This is a genomic window from Pseudomonas viridiflava, from assembly GCF_001642795.1.
GTDB lineage: Bacteria > Pseudomonadota > Gammaproteobacteria > Pseudomonadales > Pseudomonadaceae > Aquipseudomonas > Aquipseudomonas viridiflava.
The window spans coordinates 196,603-221,053 of the sequence record NZ_LKEH01000023.1 but is presented as its reverse complement, the minus strand read 5'-3'; the positions used below and the strand labels follow the sequence as shown (position 1 = coordinate 221,053).

Genomic DNA, 24,451 nt, shown 5'->3' with positions numbered 1-24,451 from the left:
TTTTCAGAACGAGAAAGTCCATGACTGAGCCACTGCGCATCGTCTTCGCCGGCACTCCGGAATTCGCCGCCGAACACCTCAAGGCCCTGCTCGACAGCCCTCATCGGATCGTTGCGGTCTATACCCAGCCTGATCGCCCGGCCGGTCGCGGACAAAAACTGATGCCCAGCCCGGTCAAGCAGCTGGCGCTCGAGCACAACGTGCCCGTCATGCAGCCACCGACGCTGCGAGCCCCCGAAGCCCAGGCAGAACTGGCGGCCCTCAAGCCGGACCTGATGGTGGTAGTCGCCTACGGCCTGATCCTGCCGCAGGTGGTGCTGGATATCCCGCGTCTGGGCTGCATCAACAGCCACGCTTCGCTGCTGCCACGCTGGCGCGGTGCCGCGCCTATCCAGCGCGCCGTTCAGGCGGGTGATGCCGAAAGTGGCGTGACGGTGATGCGCATGGAGGCCGGTCTCGACACAGGCCCCATGCTGCTCAAGGCCGTCACGCCGATTACGGCGCAGGACACGGGCGGCACGCTGCATGATCGCCTGGCTGAGCTTGGCCCGCCTGCGGTGCTGCAAGCCATTGCCGGTCTGGCAGACGGTTCGCTGATCGGCGAGGTTCAGGACGACAGCCTGGCCAACTACGCCCACAAACTGAACAAGGACGAAGCGCGTATCGACTGGTCGCGTCCGGCCGATGAGCTGGAGCGTCTGGTCCGTGCATTCAATCCATGGCCGATCTGTCACAGCATGTTGAACGGCGAAGCGCTGAAAGTCCTGGCCGCCGATCTGGCTGAAGGGCAGGGCGCACCAGGCACGATTCTGAGCGCCAGCAAGGACGGTCTGACCGTTGCCTGCGGCGAGAACGCTCTGCGCCTGACACGTCTGCAACTGCCGGGCGGCAAGCCGTTGAGCTTCACGGATCTGTTCAACAGTCGTCGCGAGAAATTCGCCGTTGGCACGGTGCTGGGTCAATGAACCCGCGTCTGGCCGCCGCCAAGGCTCTGGCTGCCGTGCTCAGCGGCAAGGCATCGCTCAACAGCTCGCTGCCCACGCAACTGGACAAGGTCGAGTTGCGTGATCGCGGCCTGACTCAGGATCTGGCATTCGGCACCGCACGCTGGCAGCCACGCCTGTCGGCGCTCGCAGCCAAACTGCTGCAAAAGCCGTTCAAGGCCGCCGACGCGGACGTCGAAGCCTTGCTGCTGGTCGGCCTGTATCAACTGTTCTACAGCCGCATACCTGCTCACGCCGCCATTGGCGAAACAGTGGGCTGCGCCGACAAGCTGAAAAAGCCTTGGGCGAAGGGTCTGCTCAACGCGGTATTGCGCAACGCCCAGCGCGAAGGCGAGGCGTTGTTGATCGAACTGGAACACGATCCCGTCGTCCGCACCGCTCACCCGCGCTGGCTGCAGAAAGCCTTGAAAGCCGCATGGCCCGAACAGTGGGAAGCGATCTGCGCCGCCAACAATGCGCATCCGCCGATGATCCTGCGCGTCAATCGTCGCCACCACAGCCGCGATCAATACCTTGAGCTGTTGAAGGCAGCAGGCCTTGAAGCCAGCGCCTGCACGTTCAGTCAGGACGGCATCGTGCTGGCCGAGCCCTGTGATGTGCGTTCACTGCCCGGTTTTGCCGAAGGCTGGATCAGCGTTCAGGACGAAGCCGCGCAACTGGCCGCTGACTTGCTGGAACTTGCCCCCGGCCAACGTGTGCTGGACGCCTGCTGTGCACCGGGCGGCAAGACCTGTCACCTGCTGGAAGTCCAGCCGCAGTTGAGCGGCGTGGTCGCCGTGGATCTGGAAGCCAAACGTCTGGTGCGTGTTCGCGAGAATCTCGACCGCCTTGGTCTGGATGCCGAACTGATCGCCGCCGATGCGCGGGAAACCGCGCAGTGGTGGGACGGCAAGCCGTTCCAGCGCATCCTGCTCGACGCGCCCTGTTCGGCAACCGGCGTGATTCGTCGCCATCCGGACATCAAGCTGACGCGTCAGCCAGACGACATCGTCGCCCTCGCGACACTGCAAGGTGAGCTGCTCGATGCCCTGTGGCCTACGCTTGAGGTGGGTGGCATGCTGATCTACGCGACCTGCTCGACATTGCCGACGGAAAATACCGAGGTGGTCGAAGCCTTTCTGGCCCGCACTTCCGGTGCAAGGGAACTGGACATCGCCAGCGAGGCAGGTATCAAGCAGCCGCATGGTCGCCAACTGCTGGCCCAGCAGGGCGGGCATGATGGTTTCTACTACGCCAAACTGATCAAGATCGCCGCAACGCGGGCTTGAAGATGCGACGGGCAACAGTGCCCAGGAATTTCCACGGAGTGAACGGTTGAAAATCATCATCCTGGGTGCAGGTCAGGTCGGCGGCACGCTGGCCGAGCATTTGGCAGGCGAAGCCAACGACATTACCGTGGTCGACACGGACGGTGACCGGTTGCGCAACCTGGGCGACCGGCTGGACATTCGGACCGTGCAGGGCAAAGGCTCGTATCCGGCCGTGTTGCGTCAGGCCGGTGCCGACGATGCCGACATGCTGGTTGCCGTGACCAGCAGTGATGAAGCCAACATGATTGCCTGTCAGGTCGCGTACACGCTGTTCCACACGCCGACCAAGATCGCGCGAGTGCGTGAAGCCGCTTACCTGACGCGCTCGGAACTGTTCGACAACAGCGCCATTCCGGTGGATGTGCTGATCAGCCCGGAGCAGGTGGTCACCAATTACATCAAGCGCCTGATTGAGTACCCCGGCGCCCTGCAAGTGATCGACTTTGCCGGAGGCAAGGCTCAGCTGGTCGCGGTCAAGGCGTACTACGGCGGGCCGCTGGTAGGCCAGCAACTGCGCCAGCTCAAGGCGCACATGCCGAACGTCGAAACCCGCGTCGCCGCCATTTTCCGCCGCGACCGTCCGATCCTGCCGCAGGGCGACACCGTGATCGAAGCCGACGACGAAGTGTTCTTCGTTGCCGCCAAGGCTGACATTCGTGCGGTGATGGGCGAGATGCGCCGTCTGGACGAGAGCTACAAACGCATCGTTATCGCGGGCGGCGGCAACATCGGCGAGCGCCTGGCAGAGGCCATCGAGAGCCGCTATCAGGTCAAGATCATCGAAATGAACCCGGCACGCTGCCGTTACCTCTCGGAGAACCTGGACAACACCGTCGTGCTGCAGGGCAGCTCCTCGGATCGCGATCTGCTGATCGAGGAAAACATCGGCAACACCGACCTGTTTCTGGCCCTGACCAACGACGACGAAGCCAACATCATGTCATCGTTGCTCGCCAAACGGCTGGGCGCACGCAAGGTGATGACCCTGATCAACAACTCGGCGTATGTGGATCTGGTGCAGGGCGGGGAGATCGATGTCGCGGTCAGCCCGCAACTGGCGACCATCGGCACCCTGCTGGCCCACGTGCGACGCGGCGATATCGTCAGCGTCCACTCCCTGCGTCGGGGTGCAGCCGAAGCCATCGAGATCGTGGCCCACGGCGACTCGAAATCCAGCAAGGTCATCGGCCGCGCCATCAAGGACATCAACCTGCCGACCGGCACCATGATTGGCGCAATCATCCGCAACGAAGAAGTGCTTATCGCCCACGACATCACCGTGATCGAATCCGGCGATCAGGTGATCATGTTCCTTGTGGATAAAAAGTACATCCGCGACGTAGAGCGGCTGTTTCAGGTGGGGTTGAGCTTTTTCTGATCACGCCACCGTCGGTTGATAACCGTTGTATCCCTGGCGCAACATGTCAGACCGACTGAACCCGCCAGCGCCTGAATCTGTCGGCCACGCTCGTCGATTTCAGCGAATTCCTCTCTGGGCCTGCGTATCACAGGGTGATACGCAACCGCTCAACCGGCCGGATCACGGCCATGTTCAGGGAGAATTTCGTGATGACCAAAGCCGCTCAGTCCAAGGCTCCACTCCAGGGTTCGCAAACAGGCGGTTCGCCCGCCGGTGGTTGGGGCGCCTTGAATGCGGTCACCAAGCACCTCTTGCATCAGCACGTACTGATACGCGGCAATCGCGCGCTGATGTCGATGAACAAGCCCGATGGCTTCGACTGCCCCAGCTGTGCCTGGCCTGACCCGAAGAAGCCGCACACATTCGAGTACTGCGAGAACGGCGCCAAGGCATTGGCTTGGGAGTCCACCAAGAAACGTGTCACACCGGAGTTCTTCGCCCGCCACACCGTGAGCGAACTGGCGACCTGGACCGATCACGATCTTGAAGATCAGGGCCGCATTACCGAGCCGATGCGCTACGACGCGACGACTGACAAGTATCTGCCTGTCAGTTGGGAACAGGTATTTGCCGAGATTGGCGAGGAGCTTCGTCAGCTCAGCGATCCCTGGAAGCTGGAGCTTTACACCTCCGGGCGGACGTCCAACGAAGCGGCTTTTCTCTATCAGTTGTTCGGTCGGCTGTATGGCATGGCCAATTTTCCCGACTGCTCGAACATGTGCCACGAGACAACAAGCGTGGCGTTACCCGAAGCGATAGGGGTCGGCAAGGGCACCACATCGCTGGAAGACTTCGAGCACGCCGACGCCATTTTCATCATCGGTCAGAATCCCGGTACCAACAGCCCGCGAATGATGTCCGAGCTGCACGCCGCCGCGAAACGGGGCGCCAGCATCATCTCGTTCAATCCGTTGCGCGAGAAGGCTCTGGTCCGCTTTGCCTCGCCCCAGAACCCGCGCGACATGATCGGCGGCCAAGGCGTGAAAATCAGTTCCCAGTACCATCAAGTGAGAACGGGGGGCGACATGGTCGCCATGCAGGGCATTTGCAAGGTGGTCATCGAAGCGGATGACTTGGCGCGTCGTGAAAACCGCTCGCGTATTCTCGATGTGGCGTTCATTCAGAAGCACACCCATGGGTTCGAACGTTTCGCCGATTACTGCCGGAAACTGCCCTGGTCCATCATCGAGCGTCATTCGGGTCTCAGTCGCCAGGCCATAGAAGACGTGGCCGCCGTCTATATGCGCTCGGAGCGTGTCATCTGTTGCTGGGGCATGGGTGTGACCCAGCACAAACGGGGTGGCGATGCGATGCAACAGATCATCAACCTGCTGCTGTTGCGCGGCAACATCGGCAAGCTGGGTGCCGGAGCCTGCCCGATTCGTGGCCACTCCAATGTTCAGGGTGATCGCACCATGGGCATTTACGAAAAAGCCCATGAACCGTTTCTCGCCAGCATGAGCAAAGTGTTTGGTTTCGAGGCATCCCGAAAGGGCGGTCATGACGTGGCCGAAGCCTGCGAAGCGCTGTTGCGTGGAGAGGTGGAGGCGTTCATCTCCATGGGCGGGAATTTCTTTCGCGCCATCCCGGATATCGACGTCATCTGTCCGACCGTCAGCCGCCTGAAACTGACCGTGCTGGTCAACACCAAGCTCAATCGCAGCGCAACGGTGCACGGTCAAAAAGCCTTTCTCTTGCCATGCATCGCGCGCTCTGAGCTCGACCTTCAGAACGGTGTGGCCCAAACCGTCACTGTCGAAGATTCGATGTCGATGGTGCATGGCTCGACCGGCACGCTGGAACCCGCCTCAGAGCACCTGATCTCGGAGATCGCGATCATTGCTGGCATCGCCAAGGCCACACTTGCGCCCAATCCCAAGGTGGAGTGGGACAGCTATGTCGCTGACTATTCGCGTATTCGGGACAAGATCGAGGAAGTGATGCCCGAGCAGTTTTACGACTTCAATCTGCGCATCCGAGAGCCCGGTGGATTTCGGCTGCCGAATGGCGCCAGGGAGCGCAAATGGGATACCGAGACGGGCAGAGCCAACTTTCTCTTTCCGGCAGGCGTGTATGACGAGGACGACACGCCGCCGGACGCCGAGCATTTGCAGTTGATGACGATCCGCAGCCATGACCAGTTCAACACCACGGTCTACTCGAACGATGACCGTTATCGGGATATCTATGGTGACCGCATGGTAGTGATGCTCAACCCCGACGACATCGAGCGACTGGGGCTGAAGGCTGGCGACTACGTCGAGCTGCAGACAGCAATGGACCCCCTCACGACGCGCTCTGCGACAGGCTTCAAAGTGATCGCCTTTGACGTGCCTAAGGGGTGTTGTGCGGCCTATTACCCGGAAACCAACGGCTTGCTACCGCTGGCCAACCGCGACAGCCGCAGCAATACGCCAGCCGCCAAATCAATACCCGTGAACCTGATCCGCATCAACCCGCAGGCCGCACTGGAGCAACGGGGCTTGATCGCGACAGCGAGTTAGGCACTGACTCAACTGTAGGGGGCGCATTGAGTCAGGCACTCTGATCGTTCCCAGCGTGGTAACGCCGCCCAGGACGCTCCGCGTCCGTTCTCGAATGTAGCGCAGAGCGTCGTGGGCGGCATGCCCACGCGGAGCGATAGGCACGATCAGAGGCCGTTCAATACCAGCGCTTTTCACCCTCAGGCCGCTTCTTGAAGCGCTTCATGGTCCACATGTACTGGCTCGGGTAGGCGCGCACGTACTTCTCGACCACTTTGCTCATGGCCGCTGCCGAGGTTTCGGTATCAGTGCTGTACATGGCTTCAGGGGCCGCTTCCAGGACAACCTTGTAACCGGAACCGTCCGGCAGGCGCATGGCGTGCAGGAAGACGCCAACGGCCTTGCCGCCTGCCAGCATGTTCGGCACGAACTTGCTGGTCAGCGCCACGGTGCCGCAAAAGGGCACGAAGATACCGGCGGACTCTGCCGGTTCCGGGTCAGCCGGAATACCCACCGAACCGCCCTTACGGACTTCCTTGATGACGCTGAGGATGCCTTCCTTGGTGGACGCCGCCACGCGGTTGCCCAGCTGAACCCGCTGTTTGCGCAGCAGGTCATCCACGGCCTTCAACTTTGGCGGACGGTAGAAAATGATCGGTTTGCACTGGCTGCAATAGAAGTGATTGAGCACTTCCCAATTGCCCAGGTGGCTGGTGATGCCGACCACGCCCTTGCCGGATGCCAGCGCGTCCTTGAGCACGTCGAGGCCTTCGACCTCGCGCACCAGATTGATGGATTTCTGAGCAGGCCAGATCCACGCGCAAGCGCTTTCGGTCAGCGTCTTGCCGATGTCCATGAGGCTTCTGCCCACCAGCTTTTCAAGCTCGGGCTCGCTCAACTCCGGAAAACACTTGGACAGGTTGATCCGCGCCACTTCGCGCGAACGGTTGGGAAGCTTCCACATCAGCCAGCCGATGGCGGTGCCGACCCACTGCACGGCACGCCAGGGCAGGAGGGCAAACAGGCGTAACGCCCCGACCATCATGGCGCCTTTGAACTTTTCCACAGATCACTCCCGGATTCTTGAGGCAGGCATTGTACCGTCAGCGGCTCAGGATCGCGTACCGATCACAGTCAACGGTGTGGTCCATGACCATTCCACTGGCCTGCATATAGGCATAACAGATGGTCGGACCGACGAAGGTGAAGCCGGCTTTTTTCAGCGCCTTGCTCATGGCTTCGGCTTCAACGGTGATGGCGGGCACCTCGCTGCGGTCCTTGAAATGGTTGATCTTCGGCTGACCGCCGACAAACGACCAGAGCAGGTCAACCGGATCCTTCAGCGCCAGCCAGGCCCTGGCGTTGGTGCGCACGGCCCTGAGCTTGAGGCGGTTGCGGATGATGGTCGGATCAAGCATCAATGCATCGATTTCAGTGTCGGTCAGTTGCGCCAGACGCTCGGCATCGAAACCGAACAGCACCTCTCGATATCGGGCCCGGCGTTTGAGAATCGTGATCCAGGAAAGGCCGGCCTGGAACCCTTCGAGCAAAAGCAACTCGAAGAGCTTCTGCGCGTCGCGCAGCGGCACGCCCCACTCCTGATCGTGATAAGCGATGTAAAGGGGGTCTTCGTTGCACCAAAAGCAGCGTGTCATAGGGCTCCCAAGGGTGGACGTGCAGCCGAATCGGGTATACTCCCGCTCTTTGAATCGCAGCCCAGCACAGGTGAAATTTGTGAGCCAGCCTACGCCAGCCGTGCGTACCTTCCAAGACTTGATCCTCGCCCTCCAGCAATACTGGGCAGAACAAGGTTGCGTGGTACTTCAGCCCTACGATATGGAAGTAGGCGCCGGCACCTTCCACACCGCCACGTTTCTGCGCGCCGTAGGCCCGGAAACCTGGAATGCCGCCTACGTTCAACCAAGCCGTCGTCCTACAGACGGCCGTTATGGCGAGAACCCCAACCGCCTGCAGCACTACTATCAGTTTCAGGTGATCCTGAAGCCGAACCCGGACAACTTCCAGGAACTGTACCTGGGCTCGCTCAAGCACATCGGCCTCGACCCGCTGGTGCACGACGTGCGTTTCGTCGAAGACAACTGGGAATCGCCGACGCTGGGCGCCTGGGGTCTGGGCTGGGAAATCTGGCTCAACGGCATGGAAGTGTCGCAGTTCACTTACTTCCAGCAGGTCGGCGGTCTGGAATGCTATCCGGTGACCGGTGAGATCACCTACGGTCTGGAACGTCTGGCCATGTACCAGCAGGGCGTGGACTCGGTCTACGATCTGGTCTGGGCTGACGGTCCGTTCGGTAAGGTGACCTACGGCGACGTGTTCCATCAGAACGAGGTTGAGCAATCGACCTACAACTTCGAACACGCCAACGTCGACAAGCTGTTCGAGCTGTTCGATTTCTACGAAAGCGAAGCGGCCCGCCTGATCGAACTCGAGCTGCCATTGCCGGGTTACGAGATGGTCCTCAAGGCCTCGCACACCTTCAACCTGCTGGATGCCCGTCGCGCCATTTCCGTGACTGCGCGTCAGCAGTACATCCTGCGCGTGCGCACACTGGCTCGCTCGGTGGCTCAGGCTTATCTGCAAGCCCGGGCAAAACTCGGCTTCCCGATGGCGCCGCCCGATCTGCGCGACGAAGTGTTGGCTAAGCTGGAGGCTGCACAATGAGTGCTCAAGATTTTCTCGTAGAACTGGGCACCGAAGAGCTGCCACCCAAGACCCTGAGTTCGCTGGCCGACGCGTTTCTGGCCGGTATCGAAAAGGGTCTGCAGAGCGCCGGCCTGACTTACAGCGCCAAACAGGTCTACGCCGCACCGCGTCGTCTGGCTGTGCTGATCACCGAGCTGTCCACGCAGCAACCGGATCGTGCCATTAATCTGGACGGCCCGCCACGTCAGGCGGCGTTCGATGCTGATGGCAACCCTACACAGGCTGCCCTGGGCTTCGCCAAGAAGTGCGGCGTTGACCTGAGCGAAATCGATCAGAGCGGCCCGAAGCTGCGTTACAGCCAGAACATCGTCGGCAAGCCGACCGTGTCGCTGCTGCCGACCATCGTCGAAGACTCGCTGAACGACCTGCCGATTGCCAAGCGCATGCGCTGGGGTGCTCGCAAGGAAGAATTCGTGCGTCCGACCCAGTGGCTGGTGATGCTGTTCGGCGATCAGGTCGTCGATTGCACAATCCTGGCTCAAACCTCGGGTCGTCATTCGCGTGGCCACCGTTTCCATCATCCGGAAGACGTGCGTATCTCCTCGCCTGCCGGCTACCTGAGCGACCTGCGTGCAGCCAATGTACTGGCTGACTTCAACGAGCGTCGTCAGATCATCAGCAAACGCGTCGAAGAGCTGGCCACCCAACAGGAAGGCACCGCCATCGTGCCGCCAGGCCTGCTGGACGAAGTGACCGGTCTGGTCGAATGGCCAGTGCCGCTGGTGTGCTCGTTCGAGGAACGTTTTCTTGAAGTGCCTCAGGAAGCGCTGATCACCACCATGCAGGACAACCAGAAGTATTTCTGCCTGCTGGATGCCGACGGCAAGCTGCTGCCGCGCTTCATCACGGTCGCGAACATCGAGAGCAAGGACCCGGCGCAGATCATCGCCGGTAACGAGAAGGTGGTTCGCCCGCGCCTGACCGACGCCGAGTTCTTCTTCAAGCAGGACAAGAAGCAGAAGCTGGAGACCTTCAACGAGCGCCTGAAAAACGTCGTGTTCCAGGCTCAGTTGGGCAGTGTCTACGACAAGGCCGAGCGCGTTTCCAAGCTGGCCGCCTACATCGCACCACGCATCGGCGGCGACGCTCAGCGTGCAGCGCGTGCGGGTCTGCTGTCCAAGTGCGACCTGTCGACCGAAATGGTCGGCGAATTCCCCGAGATGCAGGGCGTGGCGGGTTACTACTACGCCAAGGCCGACGGCGAAGCCGAAGATGTGGCGCTGGCGCTGAACGAGCAGTACATGCCGCGCGGTGCAGGTGCCGAGCTGCCGACCACCCTGACCGGCGCGGCCGTTGCCATCGCCGACAAGCTCGACACGCTGGTGGGTATCTTCGGTATCGGCATGCTGCCCACCGGCAGCAAGGACCCCTATGCACTGCGTCGCGCAGCGCTGGGTATCCTGCGCATTCTGATCGAGAAGAAGCTGGACCTGGACCTGATCGAGACCGTGAAATTCGCAGTCACTCAGTTCGGTGCCAAGGTCAAGTCGGCCGGTCTGCCGGAGCAGGTGCTGGAGTTCATCTTCGACCGTCTGCGTGCGCGTTACGAAGACGAAGGCGTCGAAGTGGCCGTGTACCTGTCGGTCCGTGCGCTGCAGCCAGGTTCTGCACTGGACTTCGACCAGCGCGTGCAGGCGGTTCAGGCCTTCCGCAAGCTGCCACAGGCAGCCGCACTGGCTGCGGTGAACAAGCGCGTGTCGAACCTGCTGAGCAAGGCGGAGGGCAACATTGCCCAGACCGTCGAGCCCAAGTACTTCGACAACGCCAACGAGTTCTCGCTGTACTCCGCGATTCAGCAGGCCGACCACGCTGTGCAGCCAATGGCCGCCGAGCGTCAGTACAGCGAATCGCTGGCGCGTCTGGCCAGTCTGCGTGAGCCGGTCGATGCGTTCTTCGAAGCGGTGATGGTCAACGCTGAAGACGCCAACGTACGTGCCAACCGCTATGCGTTGCTGGCCCGTCTGCGTGGCCTGTTCCTCGGCGTTGCCGATATCTCGCTGCTGGGCTGACAAGGAGTCCATGGTGAAACTGCTGATACTGGATCGGGACGGGGTGATCAACCAGGACTCCGACGCTTATATAAAGTCGGTGGAGGAGTGGATTCCAATTCCCGGCTCGATCCAGGCGATAGCAGCGCTGAGCAAGGCCGGCTGGACAGTGGCGATTGCCACCAACCAGTCCGGCATTGCCAGAGGTTATTACGACCTGGCCACTCTCGACGCCATGCACGCGCGATTGCGCGAGCTGGTGGCAGAGCAGGGCGGCGAGGTTGGCTTGATCGTCTATTGCCCGCATGGGCCAGACGAAGGCTGCGACTGCCGAAAGCCACGGCCCGGCATGTTGCAGACCATCGCCCGACATTACGCAGCCGACCTGAAGGGTCTATGGTTTGTGGGCGACAGCAAAGGTGACCTGCAGGCGGCTTTGGCCGTCGATTCTCAGCCTGTTCTGGTGAAGACCGGCAAAGGTCAGAAGACCCTGGCTGGTGGCGTGCCGACCGGCACTCTTGTTTTTGACGATCTGGCGGCGGTTGCCGCAGAACTTATCCACACCAGCGTTGCGCAGAACAACCACTGAGTTCGGTCCGCAGCGCTCAAGGAGCGGGCACCTGCCCGTACGGTAAACGTAACTATGTCGATCATGCAGGCAATCAGGACTTTCTTCTTCTACCTGTTGCTGGGCACCAGCTCGCTGCTGTGGTGCACCTTGAGCTTTTTCATCGCACCGTTCCTGCCGTTCAAGGCTCGTTATCGATTCATCAACGTCTACTGGTGCCGCTGCGCTATCTGGCTGACCCGTGTGTTCCTCAACATCAAGGTTGAAGTCACTGGCGCCGAGAACGTCCCGAAAACGCCGTGCGTGATCATCTCCAACCATCAGAGCACATGGGAAACCTTCTTCCTGTCGGCGTACTTCGAGCCACTGAGCCAGGTGCTCAAGCGCGAACTGCTCTATGTGCCGTTCTTTGGCTGGGCCATGGCCATGCTTCGTCCTATTGCGATTGACCGTGATAACCCCAAGGCTGCGCTCAAGGCCATCGCCAAGAAGGGCGACGAACTGCTCAAGGACGGAGTCTGGGTTCTGATCTTCCCGGAAGGCACTCGCGTGCCGTATGGCCAGGTCGGCAAGTTCTCCCGTGGCGGCACGGCGCTGGCAGTCAATGCCGATCTGCCTGTACTCCCGGTGGCTCATAACGCAGGCAAATACTGGCCGAGGGACGGTTGGGCGAAAAAGCCCGGAACGATACAGGTTGTGATCGGCGAACCCATGTACGCCGAAGGCACAGGCCCCCGCGCCATCGCCGCACTGAATGAGCGCGTTCAGACGTGGAATGAAGAGACTCAGCGTGCACTGGGTTCGCCGGCTGCACCTGTATCGAGCGGCGAAAAAGTCCCAGCCTGATTTTGTGGATAACCTGTGTACGCTTTTTTGATAAACGGCGAAAAACGCACGTAACGTATTGATCGAACTATTTATTTCTTTAAGCCATTAATAACCCAAAAACGTGCATAAGTTTTGGTGATACAAAAAAACCGACCTGTTTCAGGTCGGTTTTTTATTGCCTTTCAAATGACGATTTTCATAAAAACTCAGGCCCCACGGTTTCGGTACACAGTTGCCGACTTTCGCCTCGAATGACGCCTGTGTACTATCCAACTCAGGCAGATGCTGCCCGCCGCTCGCTCCGCAAGGAAAGGTGAAAGCATTGCGACTCCCAACTCCACTGCATCGTTATCGACCGGTCGAGGCTTGGCAACGCGGGCACCAGCATGCTTCGACTCAGGGAGAAATGATGTCATCCATCGAGAACGCCAAACAGCTGGCCAAGACGCTACGTACCGCGCTGGCAGCGCGCGATCAGCACGTGTCCCACTCTGAAGCGCTGGAACTGGTTTCCCGGCAACTGGGCTACAAGGACTGGAACACCGCCTCGGCCCTGCTGCCGCAAGAAACGCCCCAGCCCACAGCCATTACCTTCAAAAGCCCAATCCCGATATTGCGGATGTTCGACGAAGCCAAGGCCCGTGAATTCTATCTGGACTTTCTAGGCTTCAGCGTCGAGTTCGAGCATCGCTTCGAAGCTGATCTGCCGTTGTACCTGGGCATCATCAGGGACAGTTTGCGGCTTCACCTCTCCGAACATCACGGCGACAGCAGCCCTGGTTCGACAGTGTTTGTCCCCATGCTGAATATCGAAATGCTGCGCGATGAATTGCAGGCCAAGCGTTACGGGTATGGACGTCCCGATATCGTGGAGCAGGGGTGGGGGAGAGTGCTTGAGGTTTATGATCCGTTCGGGAATCGGATTCGGTTTTGTGAGAGTTGAAGTGGCGCTTGCCTGATCCTGTATCCCCGTAACCCGTCCATAACGCGCACAAACAAAAACCCCGGCTTTCGTCGGGGTTGATGGTGAAGCATGCGTTGTAGGTTCACAAAATAGCTGATTCTGGAGGCCCAGCGAACGCTGCGAAAAAATCATTTTTTCTGTGAGTGGATAGCCGGAAAATCAAAAAAAAGATAAGAAAACCTGCTGGATTCACAAAATAGATGACCTACCGGGACACGCTTCGTCTTATTAGCTCCTCGTGGCTGAGGCTCCGCCAAAGTTGCGCCTAAGGTCAAGTGCGGCCCTTCGCGAGAGGCCGCAGTCTGCCAAGACCGAATTCGGCTAAGGCTTAATTCTTCTCCGTCTAATCATTGCTTTAAACAAGACGTGCCCCGACTCGATCGCAAACTGACCAACGCAACGCCAGCATATTCGCCAAGCTGGTAGGCGTGGACCGTGTAGGAAACACTTCCTGACTCTCGATTCAATCCCGCAGTGATCTGCGCGGCAGAGCCGGAACGCTGGTCGCCACAGCGCTCCCCTTGCCCCATCAGCGATTGATCTGATCTAGGGCGGCATGAACTTGGTGATCGAGATTATTTCTTTAAATCAATGATCGATTAAATACATCAAAGCGGCAAGAGTTCACATAAGACAGTGAGCCAACACGCTGTTCAACACTCTTTTCGAAAAAATAGAACTCTTTACGAGTGCCCTCACGACTTATGATGTCGCTCACAATTGCCAAAGCATACTCCTCATCATGTCGTGTGAGCCACTCCATCGTGCTTGCAAAAATTTTGGCACGCTTAGCCTCATGGTTAGCTGAGAGTTCCCTCGGTCGTTCAAGCCAGTGGTATAAATTTACTATTTCTCCTGGATTTCTCACCAACGCGCGATCCAGAGAATCGGTACTGACCGACTCATCTAGAAAATACTCGGTATTATCCGGGATTTTTTTTACTCGATAATCCAGATACCGAGTGCGAAAATCAAGCCAGCCCCTCTCTGTACATTCATGCCAGAGAGCCATGAGCTCGTCATCAGGAAAATAATCAAGATATGGTATGAGTTGCTGTAACTGGAGTGATTCCGACAACTCTTTTTTTCCGTTCAAGCTTACAGTAGCACCTGATACAAAGTATTTTAGCAAAGCACGTGGATGGGGAGATGTTGCGAGTGCTTTACTCACCAAATCAGCAGATTCTGGAGTACCCAAAAGCATTGCTTTCTGAACCATCAGTGGGCTATTTTTTAATTTCTCCCACCGACAGCTCAACATGGCGACCAATCTACTGGGTTCTACATGCCTGAACGTTTCAGCAACCACATATTCCAAATTTGAATTAGCCTTACTATCCTCAGCCACTTGATCAAGGATCGGATCAAGCGCGTCCGTAAAATAACCAGACCAAATATAGCGACTTACCTGAAGCCAATGTTCGGGGTTTTCGGGGATTCTCTGGAGAATTTCAGGAACAACGGAATAATCCTCCAACTTTACGCGAGCCCACAACGCACTCTCATATAGAAGACTTCCTACCGGAATCCTACAAACATGTTCTAGATCTAGATCATCAAGTGTCAACTGCCAAAAACTAAAGGCTTGCACCCGAATGTCATCTTTCTCTTTTTCATCGGAACAGATACTAAGTAATCGCTCTTTAGACTTCGACGACATAATTCTGCCCGATTTACGGGCATGACGCTCCCAATCGGATTTCAAGAACCGCCTAGATATAAATTCAGATTCCGCAGCGTATCGCACTAAATGCTCCAGCGCATCTGGATGATCTACAGTGCGTAGCATATATGTGATCGGCCGCCTGAGGATCTCAGACGTATTAGCCCTGTCGACGAAATAGCGTATGGCGTCATCAGGGGAGTAATCCCTGAACTCCCAAGCCACATGATCAGCAGCAAGCAGCTCGACCGGCTGCCCAACCGTGGAATGCAAATCTTCTGGTAAAGCCTCCCATGCATCGCATACAGGCCCTAATGTCGCCACTACCTCATCGCCACAACAACGCGCGGCTGCAAATAAATACGACCGAAGATCATCGTGTCCGCCTTCGTCCTGGCCCCAACACACTCGAATCGATTGCGCTAGGGATGAGTCCCCCAAATATCCGGCCAATCTTAAGGCCCCGGTTCTATTTCCTGCGTTTAAAAAGTGATTCAAATCCGGTCGGCGCAGCAGATTGTCAACAGCAGAAATTAAACCCGGGCCATACATACTCTTCACCAAAGCAAGTAGGTTTTGTTTTCCCGGAATTGTTATGCCGATATCATACATCGCAAGCAAAGACAGCCCTGCATTAAGAGCCCCATTCCTGAAAGCCGCCGAAAACAGAGGATACCAAGGGTGGTCATCTTCCTGAAACTGCGAGACAAGCCGCCTCACATACGGAGACGTAGTTTCGGAAAGTACTCGGGCAACTGCATATCGACGGCTTGTGAAAAAGTCGCTCCTAACCTCCTTCTTCTCCAGCCAGTGGCTAACCGCCTTCGCTGCAACCTCGGCATATTTACTACCAACGTCAGAAGCCAGTTTCAATGCTCGAGCTGAGACGAGAGGGTTCGCATCTGTCAGTTCTGCCAGTTGCATGTGCGGCAGTTCGATCTGCAACACAGCACCTGCTACCGCTTCAGAAAAGAACGGGTCGGTGGCGTATTCAGGAATTTTATTTGTTTTAAGCACCTCAGCAATCGCCCCGCTTAAGAGCTTATACATAACTCGGTCATGTCTGAATTCGAGAATTTCTTTTTCGCCCGTTGAAGCCATCCGTATCAGATTGCCTTCGCGTGCAACACTTCTAAGCAGTGCGATAGATTCTGCTTCCGAGAGCCAAATCTTGACTTCGCTCCATTTGGGATTAAGCGTTCGTTGCTCTAGCATACCGCGCATCAGCTGATGTAGTGCCTGCAGCACCTCGGACCGTGTACATTGCGCCTGATTAGCAACGATACCTAATCGTTCATCCATGTAGGCTTGGATAACATTTGTAGCATTGTCTTCCGAGACCAGATCGTGGAGACCGATCAGTAGAGGATCCTGACCAAGCTGGTCAGCAAGAGATTTTGCGCGGTGGTTACTGACATCTAACCCAAGACATTTTGCGCGCATCTGTATAGCCCGGATCGCCTCCTCTGGGTTATACCTGTCTACACGCAGCACCGTCACCGCAGCTAGAACACGTCTCTGATCCTCGATAATATCAAGGTACTGAGGCCATACAGGGCATACAACACACCAAGCTCTTGATGGTGCAAGCGCCCAAGACATAATTTTGTTAAGCACCAGCCCTGGATTTCGAGAACGGTTCACGTCCTCCACCAATATTAACAACGGTTCTTTATCTGAACACAGAGAGATTGCCTTATCACCCGCTCTGGACTCGATTTCTGGTTCTTGACGACGCAACTCTTCCTCAAGCGCAATCTCGATAGTGGCTGCGCTAGCTACAAACTCAGATTTGAGCAGGATTGCGGGCGATCCCCTCTCAATAAATGCATACATAGCAACCGCACAAGCTGTCGTTTTCCCCATCCCTGAGGCACCAGCGACTAGTGTATCGACTCGTCCGAGGACGAAACTTTCCCGACTGATGCTATCCTCTGTCGACACAAGAGGGAGGTGGTCTTGGATACCTCTTTTTCCCATCCTTAACAACAACTCTCGCGACAAAATCTTAATTGGTGTCCCCAAGTAGTTTTTCCGGATTATCTGCCCTATAGGGTCTGTATCTAGAAAGTGAGCAATTCTGGACACGGACCATATATCGACCTCAATTTCAGCAGCTTGAGCCAAGGACTCTACAGAAGAGAGCAAATCTAGTGATGGCTCTAGATTAGTCGTCAAAGCGAAGGTAACTTTCAGCTTTAGATGCGTATCGCGCAGTTTCAGAATTTCTTCAATACCCTTGACTAAGTCGCCCGCTGGTTTGGTCGGCTTGCTTCCAGGTCTTCTTGGTTTGACTGTCGCCGGATCGTGAAGCCATTTACCCTGCAAATCTTTCTGGCCAGTAGTGTGCGCAGCGCATACGAATCGCCTTCCTCCGACAGAATCTACCCATCCGATATTATCAAAAGGAGCCTTAACGGTTTTCCCTCCAGGTTTCACACCTGGATGGGACAAGCTTGCATAGGTCGCTGAACTCGCGCGCAACACAGCCGCGGCAATATGCTCGAAAGCCGCCGCATCGTTCATCTCAGCGAGACGCCGTCCGGTGCCACTATTTTCAAACATATTCTTTAAACCAAAATATGGAGGACTGTTCCATTGTATGGAACAGAGGCTGAGGCTACCAACGTTGTTATCACCAGATGAGGATTGACCCAGCTGCCGAAGTTTCGCTGACCCTGCCGTTTACTTAAGAAGCATTAGCAGTACTGGACTTTTGCCGGTGGTGCTGGGTCAGCGTGGCGACGGCTACTGGGTTAATTCGACGTCAAAGCTCACGTCATGAACTCAGTGAGAGGTCGAAGCCAACTCATTCGGGGAGAACGGTCACGGGAGGACGGTTCAAAGCAGTCACTTCATCCGTGGTAAACCATTCACTGCGCCTGATTGCAACCAACGCTGCATTGGGGTCCTTAGCCCAAAGAACCAAAGCGAGGCTTTCTTCAGCCCGGCTGCAAGTGACATAGAGCAGTCGTAAGGTTCGGTCAATAGCGGTCTCATTGCCTTCGCTAACATTCTCCAAGTCAGCCGGGCTCAAGCCTTCAGCACCGAAGAGCTTGTCATAGGAGAATAGCGTGCCGCCGGCTTCTTCATCATCCATGACAACCAATACGTGCTTGAACTCAGATCCCTTGACGACCTGGTGCGTCGCGAGTTCTGTTTCTCCGCCAAGGTACGCACTATATCGAGAAATCTGTTGCCAGGGTGTATTGAAGAACGCGTGCCATCCGCGCTTGCGTCGGTCCTCTTTGGCTTCCTTGGCCCTAGGCTTAGGATCGGGCGGAGGTGGTGAAGAATCCTCGTATGCATGTACCAGGCGGAAATCCGCTTCAAAAAGCTCTCCCTCAAGGACCGGTTCCAAAACTTGCCGGACAGTCGCGTCAGGTTTGGAGGTGGCAGCGGCGAACTTCATCACTGCGGCCTGAATGTTACCCAGCAAAGACTGACGCTCGGCATTGGTCTGTGGCACGTTTGCAAGTGCACCATTACGACGTAGAACCTCCATAGTGGAAAATTCGTTTATCGACCCATCCAGTTGTACACACTTGGCTAGCTCAAGCATCGGGCCAAGGAGGGGTCTAACCATCGACGGCCCCGACCGCTCACCGTTGCTCTTGGGCGTCGCGGCATCCTTGTCCAGCAGATCCATTGCGTAATATGCCTCGAAGAAGTCGCCTCGCTTGGCAGCCAGCTTGTGCTCAAGCGCGAGAGTTTTGTAACCGCGCGCGTTATCTCTCCAGGCGGCGTAGGATGATTGCTCAGCCATTACCAGTGCGCACTCGGCTTCCTTTAAGATTTTCTCTGCGGTACTGACTTTGGTATCGCCGATAAAGATATGAACGGTACCGCCGTTCTTCTCCGTACGCGAATGTTGGGGGACGCCGGTTTTTGGCTGAGTTCGACCTTCAATGTCTGCATCCCAAATCTTGTTGATAAGGTCAACGATGCGCTGCTGACTACGATGGTTCATCTGTAGTGCGGGCCGGGCCCAGCCCTCGGGTACATGTGAGGGGAGGTCGTCGTGACCATCAGGATAGATGCGCTGTCGATGGTCGCCCAATAGTCCGAGCGTAATCTGACAGGGGCGGTTCTGTGTGAGCTCGAACAGTGCGTCCAGCACATTCTTCATCGTGTCTTGTGACTCATCGATGAGTATCAAAGGGTGCCTATCCTCCAGAATGCGCTGTAGCGTTGGGCGCTCACGAATGAGCCACGCGGTCGCTTCCAAAACCTCTGTGTGGGATAACGCACCTGCTCCGTAGGTGTTGCGGTCCGGATGGTAGATGAACGCATCAGTGCCGCGGATTTCATCAACTTGCGCCTCAATTTCGGCGTACTTCCTTCGGTCGGTGTCCGACTCTCCCCTTACCTTGCCTGCTGCATAGGCCTTGGCATCTTCCAGTTTTTTGGCACAGCGTGCCAGCAACGCATCTTTGATGTCTTCGTCGAAGCCTTTGATGAGTTCCCAGCAGAAAGAGTGAATGGTTGAAACCGCCGTCAGGTAGTTCTCACCTAGTCGACTAGTGACAACTGCTGTTGCGTTTTTGGTGTAGGTAATGACGCTAACAGACTGGCCCCGAGAGCGAAGTTTCTGCGCATATTGGCTTCCTGCTTCGTGCTGAACCACGCCGGTAATTCTGCGCAAGACTTCAACTAACGTTCGAGTTTTCCCTGAACCCGCGCCAGCAAAGAGGAAGAAGCTACGGGGAGGGACGGCAGTGATGTAGCCGCAGATGTCTTCTACGATATGAGCATCACGCTCGTTTCCCAGTGATTGCAGTTCTGAGCTCAAGGGGTTTCTCCTGCTGTGACGTTTAGCTGGCTGCTTAGCCAAGTTAGTGCGTCACTAATGTAGGCGGGACATTGCAAAGCTTGACCCGCGTTCAGGCGTTCGAACAAGGTTGCTGCAAAGTCACCCTTGCTGAAGTTACCGCGCAGCATCGCGTGGAGTTCCTTGAGCAGATCGGTATGGTCAGGGTTGTCGAGTACAATACCAATCACTTTCGCCAATGTTCCGCGATGAACCTCTTTCTTGCCTGTGATGGGATCCGTCTCTTTATCTAACGCCTTGAACCAATCGGTGTTGGAGAGAACGAGGGAGTCCTCAAATGAGCTGGGCCATTGTTCGCTTGCGGCCGCAATGGGAAGCTGCCAAGCGAATCTTACTTTGGCGCCCGAGTCGGCGGTCCATTCCAGGTCGGCCGGGGTGGGCTTACCGTACGCTTGGAAATTGGTCAGCTTCGGATGCCAGGAACTCAATGTGTCGTTCCCACATTCAAGTTCTGCTTGCCCTGCAATGTGCACCGCCGCTCGCACTACGCGGCCCTTTGCATTCTTCGTTGGCACCACGGGGTCCAAGTCGGTGATAACGATAGCTGGTATCCCCAACCTCTCCACCAATGGTCTCAGGCGGTGTGCATGACTGCCTCCAATGTCAAGAAAGGACACGTATTTCTTGGCAAGTTTGGGGAAGTCTCGCTCAATAAAAAGCGGTACCAGCATCCGCTCAGCAGTGCCTTCTACGAAAATGGCCGCATCAGCAAAAAGAAGGTCTGTGTGTTGGACCTGAAAGTAACGCTCGGCGAATGTCCTGGTTTGAATGTCTTTACCAAAGGCATCTCCAAGATTGATTACCTCGGTGGTAGGTTTGGTACCAGCACCAGTACTTGCTACCCGCTTCACATATCTCAGGCGGGTAAAGCTGTCCCCATGGGCCATATGGCTGGAGTGCGTGCTGATGAGCAATTGGCTACGGAGGTTGCTATGCACCGCTTCCTTTGGACGAATGAGGTCGTGAGCGTTTGATGAGAAGTTGCGTTGAACCTGAACGTGTAAATGGGCTTCGGGCTCCTCAATCATCACAAGATGAACTGCTGCCGGGGTGCCTTGAGGAGGGGTGAGGCGTGCGGTACGAAACGACACGAGCATGAAGCTCAGCGATTGCAAGTTTTGATAGCCAAGGCCGATAGAGTGCTCAGGAAGGGACTCGTCGACAGAAGTTTCGTCCAGGGTGTACTGAACGGCCGTGCTATGGGCAAGGAGATCGGCTGTTTGGATTCTGGTACGAAAGTGAAACTGTTGCGGATCATGTAGGCCTGGATACCCCAAAATCTCTACATCCTCCATCGCTGGTTTGAGCGCCTTGTAAATCGATTTGTCGAGGTCGGCTTGCGCATTCGCGATAGCCTTCACCAAGTCTTCTCTATGTCCGTGCCCGGATGGCGCAACATTCAGGTGCTGTCGAGCGAATTTCAATAATTGGCTGGAGAATAAGCCAGGGCGGGTGTTTGCGGACTCGGATCGTACCTCGTCCTCCTCGGTGCCAAGTCCTCGTTGAGCTGGGACGAAGTCCACCCGAATGAGCTTGCGCAAAAATTGCAACTCGACAGGTTGCGGATTGGGCGGCAGCTCCTGCAGGTCACAGCGTTTCTTGTCTGCAAGAGGGCCCTTCAAAGGGTCCAGGCGGTAAGCTGCGATACGGCGCAGATCCGTGGAGTGCCGTAGCCAGTAGTCAAGTAAATCCATCGGCCAGGCGTGGCCATCCTTTGGAAGGTCTCGTACGGGAGAGCGTGCCTCACGGTAGCGCCAAGCTAGCTTACGGAGTTCGTTGGCATCTGCTGCGGGTTCGAGCCGAACCCTTACGCCAACCGCGCCACCCGACCACTTTAGTGAAGTGATGAAGGGAGCAACGTGGTTGTACGCGCCTTCCTTTGCATCGAACCAAAGGTCGATGAATGGCATGCAAGCCTGGAGCTGTCGATACTGTTCCTGCCATTTTTCGGCATCGCTAGAATCCGTCGTTGGGTCGTCTTCGAGCGTCTCCCAGAGTTGGCCCAATTCTCGCAACTTCGCCCACTGCGAGAGACTGATGTCGAAGGCGCGAATGCCAGGCGACTCGCCCAGGAAGTTACGAAGGACAGTGAGAAGGGCGGTTTTGCCGCTGTTGTTGGCGCCAACCAGGATTGTCGTGGTCTCATCAAGCTCGAGACGGGTTTTTGCGAGGCGGCGGAAGTTGGAAGCTTCGACGCAGGCTAGACGGATCGGAGCGGTGCTCAGAGGTGCAATTGCTTCGTTGGATGGTACCGCGGGCGCGCCTGGAGCGGGACTGGCGGTTGAGTTGACGAGAGGAGAGGGAACAGAAAACCCTTGCGTAGTCATAGCGCCTCCGTGCGGCCGCCTAGTTTAGTCGACGGCGAATTTTGTTGTCGTGGCTCGGGCTTAGCATTCAAGCCGAGAGCTCAGAAAAATGAGCATACTGAGAGAAAGCCGCGCTTACCATCTACGTTTCGACCGCAACGGATGGCGTGTCCTAGCGGGCATGAGTGTAGTGCTGACGCCTAAGCAGAAAAAATCCAAGAATTGGAGACTCGAATTGCTCACCTTGATGGGAGAAATCCGTTTTGCAAAAAGGCTCCCGCGCTCTTGATATCGAAAAAGGACGAGCCGTAGTGGAAACTTTTGGGCCTATAAGTCGACGGAGCGTGCGTTTCGCAGCTTGAAAACTGGGTGAGTACTACCGTGGGGCTACATGACAGCTCAAGAGGCGCACCGCAACATCAGTTATTACTAGATACATCGGCACAACTGAATTAGACCGCGCCAATTCTACAACGGACTGGCCCCAACTCAGGCCGAGAAAAACTTTACGTTGTGTCCGGGATTAGTTGACCACCACGGGGGTCGTGGTTGTCGCAGCGAAGTAAGCCAGCAACCTTAAAGAATTCATCGGATCGGCCGTTACTGCCTACGAGTTTGACACCAAGGTCCCAACAGCAGACATCACAAGGAAGGAGTTGATATTGCAAACTATCCAATGGAGCTCATGGGCTCCTTATCTGAATAACCCCGGGGTCCTGATGGGGTTTATAGCATTGCTGATCGCGTTTGTCGCACTACAGGTATTTGCTAAAAGTAGGACACGGGGCTCGTTGGGTCGTAACGTGATCGCTGCATTCTTCCTGGTTGCCGCATTCATTGTCGGGGTGGCGGCCTACAACAGTTTGCGAGCTCCCTCCAACCAGCCTGTGGCGGCGGCTCGACCCACGGAGAAATCGTCAACAGCGGACCCCGCCGTCAGTAACGCAGATACACGCATGGGTCAATTCACCAATATTCAGATCGTAAACGGGTCCCATAACTCGGTTCAAAATCATGCAGGAAAATCCCAATGACGCGACTGATAGGCATCGGCATGATGGTGGCGGTGTGCGGTTGGCCGCTCACCGCGGCGGCCGTGGGTCAACTGCCCGGAAACATGCAAATCGTCATGGGCGATTGTAACTTGGTGGTCAACGTCGCTGAGGGACAAGCTCTGAAGGTTCCTCCCAAGCCCTGCACGCAACTTTCGACCGTCAAAGGCATGGCCGATGCAGTGATCAAGATTGAGCGTTTTCTTGAGGTGACCAATCCAACTGAAATCAAGCTTTCTTCTGTCGATATGGAGCGCTGGGGCGGTGATGAGGAGGAATACCTGACTCTTACTCTAAGTAACGTTAGCGCATTGCCTGCGGAAAAATTACGGATTCAATTGTATGCGCCGGTGCGACAAGGCGAGAAAACGTCTCGCAAGCTTACATTTGCAGCCAGCCAAGCACTGCCTCGGCGGAGCCTGAGCCAGCTTAGCCTGGCGAGTCGCACAACGACCAAAGTTCCGGTGGCCCCTTTGTCAGGACTGTTGAGCTTGTCCTTCAATAGGATCCCCCCAGGCTACGAATTGCTGGGGGCGGGGACGTCACCGAACATACCGGAGGACGTCAGGCAGCGGATCCTTGATAAACATCACATCCAAGGAGGCTATGATCTCAAGATGGCCACCTCCAGCCTCGGGGTGGAGGTGAAATACACCACCATCTTCGATGGGAGCGTGAGCTTGTTGAGCGGTATTTATCTGTATTTTGGGCAGGTGAAGCCAGTGCCCAGCCTGAACAATCTCTGACGAATTTGCCAGCAGGAACAGTTAAGACGAATCGCCGCATTCATCTTGGGCTGAACGCAACTGCGTAGCGTTTGCCAGGTTGCAAAGAAAGAGGGCTACCTATCCGGTAGCCCTGATACGCTGGTCGGACGCATTAGCCATTGAAGGTAATTGCCCGGAATGCAGAGCTTGCAGTCTCACCCTACGTTGACGTTCCTACCGTCGACATGGCTCCTGCACCAGTGATAGCCGCAGGGAGGCCACTGGTTTCGCTCTCAAGAGCAAAATCATCTACCCTGATCGTGATGTCAATCTAATCGGTCTCTCAGTGGCGAGTCCGTAGGTATCGTCGTGCGCGATAATTCCGATGCTGAGCACGCCTAATGATTAACGCAGGATGAGTACAAGCTACATAGTCAATCGACACGTAGCCGGTGAAAGTCTTACCCGTTCAGAAGCAGGGGCTGTTGGGAGGATCGGGTCGAACTCGCGGCGCTATAAATTTCATCCCAGTGCAGATCTCGATCAAAAAAACTCACCGAACATTCGATGAAGCGCCTCAATTCATGGTTTGCAGCTTGCTAT

At 56.5% G+C, this 24,451-nt stretch carries 15 protein-coding genes; 10 read left to right on the top strand and 5 right to left on the bottom strand.

Annotated elements, in window-relative coordinates:
• Positions 1–20 precede the first annotated feature (20 nt).
• From fmt to AO065_RS09825, 4 genes are all read left to right on the top strand, one after another.
• Entirely contained in the window at positions 21–965 is a 945-nt protein-coding gene (gene fmt / locus AO065_RS09840) for a methionyl-tRNA formyltransferase (RefSeq protein ID WP_004882475.1), read from the top strand.
• Positions 962–2,272, top strand: a complete 1,311-nt coding sequence (gene rsmB, locus AO065_RS09835) for a 16S rRNA (cytosine(967)-C(5))-methyltransferase RsmB (protein ID WP_004882474.1) — start codon at positions 962–964, stop codon at positions 2,270–2,272. Before fmt ends, rsmB begins: the two co-directional genes overlap by 4 nt.
• A gap of 46 nt (positions 2,273–2,318) precedes the next feature.
• Positions 2,319–3,692 (top strand): Trk system potassium transporter TrkA, encoded by a 1,374-nt coding sequence (gene trkA / locus AO065_RS09830; RefSeq protein WP_004882473.1) that lies wholly within the window; start codon positions 2,319–2,321, stop codon positions 3,690–3,692.
• A 191-nt stretch (positions 3,693–3,883) separates the two neighbouring features.
• Positions 3,884–6,238: an FdhF/YdeP family oxidoreductase gene (locus tag AO065_RS09825; protein WP_032651062.1), complete on the top strand. Its 2,355-nt coding sequence runs from the start codon at positions 3,884–3,886 to the stop codon at positions 6,236–6,238.
• Positions 6,239–6,395: 157 nt separating this feature from the next.
• On the opposite strand, the gene AO065_RS09820 is transcribed toward AO065_RS09825, so the two are convergent.
• Complete coding sequence (locus AO065_RS09820; RefSeq protein WP_004882471.1) at positions 6,396–7,283, bottom strand: lysophospholipid acyltransferase; 888 nt, start codon at positions 7,281–7,283, stop codon at positions 6,396–6,398.
• 37 nt (positions 7,284–7,320) lie between these two features.
• The gene (locus tag AO065_RS09815; protein ID WP_004882470.1) at positions 7,321–7,872 is read right to left on the bottom strand and encodes a DNA-3-methyladenine glycosylase I; all 552 of its coding nucleotides are present in this window, start codon (positions 7,870–7,872) and stop codon (positions 7,321–7,323) included.
• 79 nt (positions 7,873–7,951) lie between these two features.
• On the opposite strand from AO065_RS09815, the gene glyQ reads away from it, so the two are divergent.
• The 5 genes from glyQ to AO065_RS09790 all read left to right on the top strand — a co-directional run bounded on the left by glyQ (position 7,952) and on the right by AO065_RS09790 (position 13,268).
• On the top strand, positions 7,952–8,899 hold the full coding sequence (gene glyQ / locus AO065_RS09810; protein ID WP_004882469.1) for a glycine--tRNA ligase subunit alpha: 948 nt from the start codon (positions 7,952–7,954) through the stop codon (positions 8,897–8,899).
• Positions 8,896–10,950 (top strand): glycine--tRNA ligase subunit beta, encoded by a 2,055-nt coding sequence (gene glyS / locus AO065_RS09805; protein WP_004882468.1) that lies wholly within the window; start codon positions 8,896–8,898, stop codon positions 10,948–10,950. The genes glyQ and glyS overlap by 4 nt, the downstream gene beginning before the upstream one ends.
• 10 nt (positions 10,951–10,960) lie before the next feature.
• The gene (gmhB, locus tag AO065_RS09800; RefSeq protein WP_004882467.1) at positions 10,961–11,518 is read left to right on the top strand and encodes a D-glycero-beta-D-manno-heptose 1,7-bisphosphate 7-phosphatase; all 558 of its coding nucleotides are present in this window, start codon (positions 10,961–10,963) and stop codon (positions 11,516–11,518) included.
• A 54-nt stretch (positions 11,519–11,572) separates the two neighbouring features.
• Entirely contained in the window at positions 11,573–12,343 is a 771-nt protein-coding gene (locus tag AO065_RS09795; protein ID WP_004882466.1) for a lysophospholipid acyltransferase family protein, read from the top strand.
• 391 nt (positions 12,344–12,734) lie between these two features.
• Positions 12,735–13,268, top strand: coding sequence for a glyoxalase superfamily protein (locus tag AO065_RS09790; protein ID WP_004882465.1), 534 nt, complete (start codon positions 12,735–12,737; stop codon positions 13,266–13,268).
• Between the two features lie 604 nt (positions 13,269–13,872).
• Here the strand turns inward: AO065_RS09790 and AO065_RS09785 are convergent.
• The 3 genes from AO065_RS09785 to AO065_RS09775 form a co-directional block, all read right to left on the bottom strand.
• On the bottom strand, positions 13,873–17,517 hold the full coding sequence (locus AO065_RS09785) for a hypothetical protein (protein WP_004882464.1): 3,645 nt from the start codon (positions 17,515–17,517) through the stop codon (positions 13,873–13,875).
• 244 nt (positions 17,518–17,761) lie between these two features.
• On the bottom strand, positions 17,762–19,744 hold the full coding sequence (locus AO065_RS09780; protein ID WP_004882463.1) for a UvrD-helicase domain-containing protein: 1,983 nt from the start codon (positions 19,742–19,744) through the stop codon (positions 17,762–17,764).
• Positions 19,741–22,110 carry an AAA family ATPase gene (locus tag AO065_RS09775; protein ID WP_004882462.1) on the bottom strand — a complete coding sequence of 790 codons (2,370 nt, stop codon included), beginning with the start codon at positions 22,108–22,110 and terminating at the stop codon, positions 19,741–19,743. Before AO065_RS09775 ends, AO065_RS09780 begins: the two co-directional genes overlap by 4 nt.
• A 1,009-nt stretch (positions 22,111–23,119) precedes the next feature.
• Between AO065_RS09775 and AO065_RS09765 the strand changes: the two genes are divergently transcribed.
• Positions 23,120–23,887 carry a hypothetical protein gene (locus tag AO065_RS09765; RefSeq protein ID WP_004882460.1) on the top strand — a complete coding sequence of 256 codons (768 nt, stop codon included), beginning with the start codon at positions 23,120–23,122 and terminating at the stop codon, positions 23,885–23,887.
• The last annotated feature ends 564 nt before the right edge of the window (positions 23,888–24,451 follow it).

What these genes read in the sequence shown, in the direction of transcription:
- rsmB (WP_004882474.1), top strand. Translation starts at nt 962, where the DNA reads ATGAACCCGCGTCTGGCCGCCGCCAAGGCTCTGGCTGCCGTGCTCAGC.
- gmhB (WP_004882467.1), top strand. Translation starts at nt 10,961, where the DNA reads ATGGTGAAACTGCTGATACTGGATCGGGACGGGGTGATCAACCAGGAC.
- AO065_RS09775 (WP_004882462.1), bottom strand. Translation starts at nt 22,110, where the DNA reads ATGACTACGCAAGGGTTTTCTGTTCCCTCTCCTCTCGTCAACTCAACC.
- AO065_RS09790 (WP_004882465.1), top strand. Translation starts at nt 12,735, where the DNA reads ATGTCATCCATCGAGAACGCCAAACAGCTGGCCAAGACGCTACGTACC.
- AO065_RS09795 (WP_004882466.1), top strand. Translation starts at nt 11,573, where the DNA reads ATGTCGATCATGCAGGCAATCAGGACTTTCTTCTTCTACCTGTTGCTG.
- AO065_RS09785 (WP_004882464.1), bottom strand. Translation starts at nt 17,517, where the DNA reads ATGTTTGAAAATAGTGGCACCGGACGGCGTCTCGCTGAGATGAACGAT.
- AO065_RS09815 (WP_004882470.1), bottom strand. Translation starts at nt 7,872, where the DNA reads ATGACACGCTGCTTTTGGTGCAACGAAGACCCCCTTTACATCGCTTAT.
- glyS (WP_004882468.1), top strand. Translation starts at nt 8,896, where the DNA reads ATGAGTGCTCAAGATTTTCTCGTAGAACTGGGCACCGAAGAGCTGCCA.
- AO065_RS09765 (WP_004882460.1), top strand. Translation starts at nt 23,120, where the DNA reads ATGACGCGACTGATAGGCATCGGCATGATGGTGGCGGTGTGCGGTTGG.
- fmt (WP_004882475.1), top strand. Translation starts at nt 21, where the DNA reads ATGACTGAGCCACTGCGCATCGTCTTCGCCGGCACTCCGGAATTCGCC.
- AO065_RS09825 (WP_032651062.1), top strand. Translation starts at nt 3,884, where the DNA reads ATGACCAAAGCCGCTCAGTCCAAGGCTCCACTCCAGGGTTCGCAAACA.